At 48.0% G+C, this 8,892-nt stretch carries 5 protein-coding genes; all 5 read right to left on the bottom strand.

Going from position 1 to position 8,892, the window contains the following annotated elements; all coding sequences use genetic code 11:
• Nucleotides 1-141 precede the first annotated feature (141 nt).
• A complete protein-coding gene (locus A1359_RS14425; protein WP_066984407.1) occupies nt 142-2,670 on the bottom strand; it encodes an ExeM/NucH family extracellular endonuclease in 2,529 nt (842 codons plus the stop codon).
• Between the two features lie 205 nt (nt 2,671-2,875).
• The gene (locus A1359_RS14420; protein ID WP_083960658.1) at nt 2,876-4,123 is read right to left on the bottom strand and encodes a glycerophosphodiester phosphodiesterase; all 1,248 of its coding nucleotides are present in this window, start codon (nt 4,121-4,123) and stop codon (nt 2,876-2,878) included.
• An 88-nt stretch (nt 4,124-4,211) separates the two neighbouring features.
• The gene (locus A1359_RS14415; protein ID WP_066984404.1) at nt 4,212-5,825 is read right to left on the bottom strand and encodes an alkaline phosphatase D family protein; all 1,614 of its coding nucleotides are present in this window, start codon (nt 5,823-5,825) and stop codon (nt 4,212-4,214) included.
• Between the two features lie 168 nt (nt 5,826-5,993).
• Nucleotides 5,994-7,007 carry a nitrilase-related carbon-nitrogen hydrolase gene (locus A1359_RS14410; protein ID WP_066984410.1) on the bottom strand — a complete coding sequence of 338 codons (1,014 nt, stop codon included), beginning with the start codon at nt 7,005-7,007 and terminating at the stop codon, nt 5,994-5,996.
• Between the two features lie 20 nt (nt 7,008-7,027).
• A complete protein-coding gene (locus tag A1359_RS14405; RefSeq protein WP_066984401.1) occupies nt 7,028-8,428 on the bottom strand; it encodes a glutamate decarboxylase in 1,401 nt (466 codons plus the stop codon).
• Between the last annotated feature and the right edge of the window lie 464 nt (nt 8,429-8,892).

The raw sequence follows: 8,892 nt of genomic DNA, 5'->3' as shown, positions 1-8,892 counted from the left end.
AACTGAATTTAAGAGATCTTAAGGAAGGCGCATGTAACAAGTTCGTCAGCTGTGGGTGCGAATTTATTCGCACTGTGCGGATAAATCCGCACCTACACAAGATTCTTGCATATGATATTCCATGCATATTCCTAAGCTTTATCACTGTTGAATCGTTACAGATAGATATTGCCTAAATAAACCATACCAAACCCGATAATCAGCCATGCTCACACAACCATTTTGATCGTAATCCGCTTCGCGATTAAAGCCCGTTTTGCTGCCGCATTTGCCTAGCTGTGATCGAAACACACTATAATCGGCGCCATCCACATCACCGTCGGCATCCAAATCGCCTGCGACAAATAGTTGCACTAGCAATGGATCGTGATCGGATGAACGATAGGCATCCGCCGCATAAAAGCCACTAACTTGTCCAGGTGTTTTAAACTCGGTGTTGTAATCCAGCGCCCGCGGCTCATCCGCGTTGATGTGCCACTCACCGACAGCTTTGACTTGCGATACCAAAGAGGTATTTGCCAAGGCATGATCCAGGTAACCTGATGCCCCCTGAAATATATAGCTATACGCTGCTTGGTTGCCGACCAGCGTTTCGATTAAATTGACATAACCCGCCTGTTTTAAAGCTGTGATCGGATCTTCCTGAGCATAAGCATTCAGGTCACCTATGATCAAACTATTGCTTGATCCGGTATGTGTAGGATCGCCGGATAACCAGCTTGCCAACGCTTGAGCGGCTGCGGTACGGGTGAGATTGCAATTACCCTGGCCGTCTCCGGTATCCGGATCATTCACATCGTCGCAAACCGAACCCTTGGATTTAAGATGATTGACCGCCACGGTCAACAGTTTGTTGGAGGCTTTATCCAGAAACGTCTGCGCCACAGCCGGGCGATTTTTAGTGTCGAGAAACTGCGGATTGACTGATGTATCCAGAATCGCCGCCGCACCTTGCAGTGTCACTTTAGCCGGTTTGTAAATCATGCCGACCGTAATTTCATCCGTGCCTACTTTACTGTGACCGGGATTGACAAAGGCATAGCTACCCGCGCCAGCCAATTGATTCAAACCAGCCACCAGATCGGCAATTGCGCTTTGACTGCCATAACCATCATTTTCAATTTCCATCAAGCCCACCACATCGGCATTTAAGGCGTAAATCGCATTGACGATTTTATCGCGCTGACGATTGAACTCTTCCAGCGTGTTGGCACCGCGCGAGGTTGGAAAAGCTCCCCCCAAACCATCACCATTGAAAAAATTCAGCACGTTGAAACTGGCCACTTTCAGGCTAGCTGTAGAGTTGTTTTCTAAGGCAGCAGGCCGGCTATTATCGGCAACAAAAGCCAAAGCCTGCGTGGGTTCCAGGCGATAACCCCCAAAATCGTAAGACAACACACCGGTTGCGTCAGTCACTGAATATCCACTACGCAAGGTATTGGCCGCACTCAGGCCATCCGGTTGCGGATATAAAACAGGGTCGAGATTTTGAGTATTGGAGCCGTCATCCACCAGCAATTGATTCAAGGCATTATCTGCCGCTGCATCAATAGCAGCCTGGCCCGGCAAGGCGATTTGCGTCGGCGTTAATAAACGTCCACCAGACGACAGCAAAATCTCACCATAACGGGCCAAGTTGTAATTTTCAGTAACTGTCAAAGCTTGCGGCAAATTGATTAACATGCCTTCCCATTGTTCAGGATCGTTGCCTGCTGGATCGAAGGGTAAACTAACAGCAACAGGTGTAGGTAAAGCATTTCCACTAGAACAAACCTCAACCGAGCTGACATTGGCCAGACGGGTCATGCCATAGGTTTCAGCAACCGTACCGACGAAATGTACCCTATCACCCGTATTAACCGACAGATTGGAAGCGACGAATAAGCCTTCGGAAGTGGCTGGGTCAGAATCCGCTTCGGGTTGCTGCAGGAAAAACCCGTTTAAATTGGCGCTTCCCTGAAAATTGGCTGTAACGATGGCTTCAACATGTTGCACTGCGCCATTAAGCGGACTGACGGCACCAGCGCCCTGAATCCCGCTAATGAGTGTTGCACCTTGTCCACATTGCGATAACGGCGGCTGGCCGCCACCACTGTTGTTTCCACCAAAATTTTGTCCAGCGTTGATGCTACCGAACGAGGCTGTGGATTCGCCACTCCAGGCAAAATCTTCATATTGACTGCCGCTACCTTTGAGTTGCAAAGATAAGCCTATCGCTGTGCTGCCGGATTCGGCCACGCCGATGTCGGCACCTGTCAACCCGGCAGCCGGGCCGTCGATTGCCGTAAAACTACCTTCGTAAGTCAAAAACTGCACCACCTGCTGACCGGCGTTCACTAAAGCCACGCCATCTGGAGCACCGTTTTGAATACCGGCAATCGGAAAACTTAACCCGCCGTAACCTGATGCGGATTGATCAGCGATCACACCGGTTAAGTTTGTGGTGCTGTATTGAGCGCCACCGTTGCCGTTATAAAGCACTAGCGACCAACCGGTAAGATCGGTGCCTGCCGGAGCGGCAACTTCAATCGCTTCTCCGGTGTCGGTGCTGCTATTGTCGTAATGAATTTCGTTGATAAACACCGGTGTAGCGGCTTGCGCCAAACCGCTGCTGCCGATGGAGAGGGCTAACGTACAGAGCACATAGCCCTTAAAAGGGATCTTAATCATGATTGAACTGCTTCCGCAAGGTTGAAACCAAAATGGCATATCCCTAGAGGATACATGCCGCCAGCACAGTGAACTGCTTAACAGTTATTTAACACTGGTAACGGTGACAACAACGTGACGTTTTGAGGAAAATTCTATGACATGTAATACTTCTTTTGAAAGCTTAGAGCAGGCCGCAAAGCAAACCTACTCTAAGCCAGAGAGATTAATCTTTATGGTGTTTTTTGGGATTGCGTCCACAATGTTCAAACTGTCTGTCATCAGTCATATTAATTGAAGCATCACGAGCTTCCACCCCTGTATCGGCAAAATCAGTAAACAAACCATCAACCCCTAAATCAAAGTAATAGGTCATTTCTGCTTTTGGATCGGCGAAACCGTAGCCACTGGCATCATTACGGAAAGTCCAGGTATGCACCATAAGGCCTTTTTCATGTGCCATTTCGATCACACCGGTACTACCCTCGACGCGGCGGTCGTTGATAGTGATATTGCCGTCGCCGTTACGATCGACATTATCCGCAACGGTTTTCAGCAAATAGGGCTTCCAGGGTCCAATCGCGTCAGCGTAGCTTGCTACAAAATCCAAACCTTCTTCAGTCACTAAATCAGCAAAAGTACGTGCGTCACCTTTGACAACAAAGTCATACGGTTGCTTATAAGGCGGCACCAATGACAGAGAACCATCGACATTGACATCGTCGGCATCGATCAATTGCACCAATGGAATATTGGTTTTATGGCTCAGATATTGCAGATTAGCCACTTCAAACGACTGAATGAAAACCGGTGCGCAAGCGCTGTTACTATAGGCTTTGTGCAAAGTTTTCAGCAACTTGTTTTCAAAATGATGTTCGCCGAACATTAAACGATCATGGCTGTTTTTCAGCGTTGCATGGTAGGTGGAATGTTTGATTTCCGGATAGATACCAATCGTGCGGCCGGTTTGTTTGCTCTTGGTTTTTGCCAGCGCAATGATTTCATCCAGGGTTGGAATCTCAAACAGTCCGTCATATTGCGTATCACGACCGGCGCGTGTTTGCACGGCATGCAGGGTTTTGATTTCCGCCAAAGTGAAATCGCTGACAAACCAATCGTTGTATTCCACACCGTCAACCATGCGCACGGTTTTTCGATCGGCAAATTCCGCATGACTGGCGACATCGGTGGTTGCCCCTATCATGGGCTCGTGGCGGGCAATCATATGATCGTCTTTGGTCAACACCAGATCAGGCTCGATGAAATCCGCGCCCAGCTCTATAGCCAGGGTATAACTTTCCAGCGTGTGCTCCGGCCGATAACCGGAAGCACCTCGGTGGCCGATGACGATGGGGCCATTGTTCATAGTGTGATGATGCTCTGCTTTAGAATCTGCGCTTGCAGGGGTTTGGACGCCCAGTATAACCAGCATGGCCGTGGCAAGTGCAGCTGACTTAACATTTTGTTGTGACATGGTAATTCCTTGATGAATTTGAATTGAATGGGCTTTATCGTTAAGCGTAAAAGCACGGCAATCCATTGCCGTGACAGCCAGCTAAATCTCAATCGCCATGGCGATCATGACGATCGTGGTGATCGCGATCATGTTTACCTTCGGCAGGCAGGGTTTTGCTAAACACGACAGCACCGTCAATATCTTTTAAGTCGACAGTCATGGCTTTGCTGTTTTTGTCGATATTCACTTCGCCAAAGAATTGCAAACCCGCGTAAGGCGACAAGTTGGCTTGACCAGCAGGCGGCGCTTTGGAGAACACGACTTGTGGGCCGAAAGTAGCGTCGGTGCTGTTGGGGCCGAATGATCCGGCATTTAACGGGCCGGCAATAAACTCCCAGAATGGAGAGAAGTCTTTGGTTTGCGCTTTGCTTGGATCGTAGTAGTGGGCGGCGGCGTAATGCACATCGGCAGTCAGCCAAACGATATTATCGATATGCTGATGTTTGATGAATTTCAGTAAATCAGCCATTTCCAGTTCGCGGCCTGCAGCAGGACCATCGTTGCCATTGGCTACGGCTTCCCAGCGTTGCGGCGGATTGTGAGCGTAATCATCGCTAATATTTAGCCCTATCGGCATATCAGCAGAAATGACCTTCCAGGTAGCATCGGAATGTTCCAGCTCATCCTTTAGCCAAGCCACTTGGGCATCACCCAAAAACGCCGTTTCTGCACTGGGAGCTGTTTGAAGATTTGCCGTATTAGGGCCGCGGTAGCTGCGCATATCCAGTACAAACACGTCCAGCAGTTTGCCATAGGAGATTTTCCGGTAAATACGTTCTGGTTCTTCGGCATTATGTGGCCGTAACGGTGCATATTCATGGAAAGCCTGGCTGGCGCGAGCTACCAGCAATGGCACATCTTTGACTGTGTAACGACTATCGCTACTTAAATCCTTGGAGTCGGACCAGTTATTGGCTACTTCATGATCGTCCCATTGCCAAATTTGCGGTACTTCGGCATTGAAACGGCGCAGATTTTCATCCAGCAAATTGTATTTGTAGCGACCACGAAATTCATCCAGACTTTCAGCGACTTTACTGACTTCAGGTGTGACCAAATTGGTCCAGAGTTGGCCGTTTTCTGCAGTCACACTAGCTTGGATAGGACCGTCTGAATAGACGCTATCACCACTTTCGATAAAAAACTGCGGCTGAACCTGGCGCATGGCTTCATAAATTTTCATGCCGCCGAAGTTCTCGTTGATACCCCAGCCTTGGCCGGCAACATCACCACCCCAAACGAAGCGTATATCATCCTGTTTACCGATGGTGTGAAAATGGCCGCTAACAGGCTCGCTTTTGTTGTGGGCATTGGTCAAGTCTTCAAACCAGACTTTGACAAACACATCCTGACCTTCCGGCAGATTAGTCAAATCCTGGCGGGCAGTAAAATCAGTGCTTTCCATTGCGTACGGACCACGAATGATCACAGCATCGTTGAATTGATCGTTGAAGGCGTATTCCACCATCATGCGTGAAGCCCGATCGGCGCGGCTCCAAATCATGGCACGCCCCGGCGCTAAATCGCCGATTTGTATGCCTTGATCCATTAATGGCAAATCAGCCACATCCGCGTTTCCAACTAAGGGGAACAACAGTGCAGCGATTGCTGCGGCGATACCGACGGGTTTTGAAAAATAGCCTGGATTTTGACTGCGCATAACGATGACTCCTGGGGATGATGAAGAGGCCAGGATTATAGTCAGCACTATGTGACAGGGCTGTTAACGCTAAATGACACGAAAAAGACTATGGGATTCGGTCTTTACCGATGGCTATGGGTTATCGTGCCAGATTAACCAACAGCTTCAGCCCGCGTAAATAAAGGCCTAATATATCGGCCTTGGTGGGTTGGGATAACAATAGTCTTCATATTCGATTGTTTCACTGGTCAACTTGGCGTACATAGCAGGCCGTCTGTCCTTAATGTAGCTGGTATTGCAGGGATGGGTCTGGGTGTAATCATCGGGAACACAATCGGCGATCAGCATGGTTTCTTCCGTTTTCCTTGCCGCAAGCATTCTTTCGCCATAAGGATCGCAAATGACGCTATTTCCCAGATATTGCACTTGCTCAATCTCAGCGCCGCTTTCGTCGATGAATCCAACGCCTGTGTAGTTGTTGTAGGCAATGAAAATATTATTCTCAAGCGCATGGGCCGGAATCAATAGTTTGGTGGCATCGGGATAGGGGATCACGGTTTTCCTACCTCCTACCAGCGCCCATTCGTCAGCCGCAGTTGGTATGACGATCAGTTTCGCCCCATTTAAAGCGTGAATCCTGGCTAGTTCAGAATATTCGGCTTCATAGCAATTGAGCAAGCCAATAGGAAAGCCGTTGACTAAATGGGTGGTAAAGGCTTCGCCTTCTTCAGGGAAAACATAGCCAAAATCCCACAGCTTCTGCTCGTCAGGCCCCCATAGCTGGGTTTTGCGGTAGTTTTTGAGTAGGCTGCCATCCTTGTCGATCAGCACCATGGCATCATAAAAGCGTGCCTGCCCGGCGACTTTTGCTGCTTCGGGATACGGACAAATAATAGCAACTTGATATTTCCAGGCAATATCCTGAATTCGTTTGATAATCGGGCTGTCGCATTCAAACGCAATTTCGTGAGCGGAAGGATTTTTTTCCTTGAAAGCATAGCCGGTTAGGTAAAGCTCGGGAAAGCTGATTAATTGGGCTTCATGACTACTTGCGATTTCGACGGCATTTTCCAATTGCTTGATGGCTCTTTCAATGGCGGCTTCCGTCCCGGAAAGGCCCGCCTGTGGCTGATAAATAGCTAAGCGGATACCTTTGCCATGTGCAGGAGCCGTTTTTTTGCAGCGTTCTAGTATTAGCATTTTCAAGCCCGTTTTATGAATTAACAAATACCATGAGCGCCATGCGAAAGACTCAATTGTTTTCTTTCTTGCATAATTTCATTCACCGCCCAAGTAATATCGTCCACCAGTTTATCGCCCATTTCGGAATTAAAACCTTGCTTAAGTACCATGCGCATGACGGTCAAACCTTCCTTAGGTGCCGACATTGGATAAACCGGTAATACCCAACCTTTTTCTCTTGAGCGGTGAGATATGGCTGCCATGGTATAGCCAAGGTCAGTGGCTGCTTTTGTAACTGAAATACAAATTAACGGTAAGCCTTTGTCATGTGAAACTAAATCGAACATTTTAACGCCGTCTTGATTTTTTATTGCTACGATCTTTGGCTTTATTTCGCTATATAAATCCATAAGGTTATTCATTATTCTCGAATAACCCTTGTGTCCGTATCTGACGAAATTATAGTATTGAGCGATGATTTGTCCCGCGCCGCGGGAAAAGTTCAGTCCGAAGTCTTCTTGAGATTCGCCTAAATAATCCACATCGAAAATCAAATCTTTTGGAATGCTGGCCTTCGATTTCCAAATAGCCCAGCCGATACCGGGATAAACCAGACCATATTTATGTCCCGACATATTAATCGAATTAACCCATTTTAAACGAAAATCCCAGACTATATCTTTGTGCTCGCGGGTAAATGGTGCCACGCCGCCGCCACTGGCTGCATCGACATGCAGCGGTACTTCTCGGTTATATTCTTTATTATTCTGATCGATTAATGTATCTAATTGTTTAATGTCGTCGAATTCTCCACTATAAGTGTTGCCTAAAATACCGACCACACCGATGGTATTATCATCAACCCTGGCTATTGCCGCCTCTTCATCCAGCCGATTTTCCTTGGTAAGCGGTATTTCGATTAAATCAACTTCAAAGTAGCGTGCGAATTTTTTCCAGCAAACCTGCACGTTCGAACCCATAATCATATTGGGTTTTAGAGCGGCGTCTTTGCCATACTTAGTCTGATACCATTTTTTCCAATTCCATTTCATTACTAGGCCGGCTAGGTGAATAGCTTCGGATGAACCGACGGTCGCCGTTCCCGCGGCGTCTTCGCCCGCATGAAATAATTCGGCAATAATAGAAACACAACGATTCTGAATCTCCAGGGTTTGCGGGTAGATCGGTTTATCGATCAGGTTTTTGTCTAAGCTTTCCATCATCAATTGACTAGCTTCAGGCTCCATCCAAGTAGTCACAAACGAAGCCATATTCAGACGCGGGTTAGCATCGAAGAACATTTCGTCATGCACTAATTCGTAAGCATTTCTAGGGCTTCGTTCTTCTAGGTCAAGCGCGTGCTTGGGAGCGGTTAGTCCGCCGGTACGCGCGTGCAGTCTGGAATGTTTGTGTCTGGCAGTCGTTTTTTTTGAAAGCATGATATCTCCTGTTGTTTAACTTAGGCCTAGATAGAGAGGCTTTGCTGGAGTGTCCGGTATTGTGCGTGGACTTTAATCGTCGAAACCCAGGCTGGCTCTGGATGTGTGAACATCGGTCGTCGGGTCGGTTTCAGGTGCAGAACCAGTTTATGGTTGTTTTGACTCTTTACATATTAGCAGCTGTGGTGATCAGGTGCCTTCGATAATGCCCCACTAACCAAAGTTCGGTAAGGCGCAATGCCAGAAAAAATGCGTGATTGCAAGACTTGACGATTTTAGCGCGAAAGCTGGACGGGGGTTTGTAAACCCGTCCGTAACGTTTTGCGCCACCATACCCCGCTCCAGAAATGAAACGTAAGCAACGGGCTTATAAACCCCGTTGCGCCAAGTTTATCGGGATTGGTTTTAACCTGACCGCAGCGCGGATAGTCTGCGTTCCCACGCGGCGCGTCACTGCCATTAAG

It is taken from the genome of Methylomonas lenta (assembly GCF_001644015.1).
Classification (GTDB): Bacteria; Pseudomonadota; Gammaproteobacteria; order Methylococcales; family Methylomonadaceae; genus Methylomonas; species Methylomonas lenta.
This window is presented reverse-complemented; position numbering and strand designations above follow the sequence as displayed.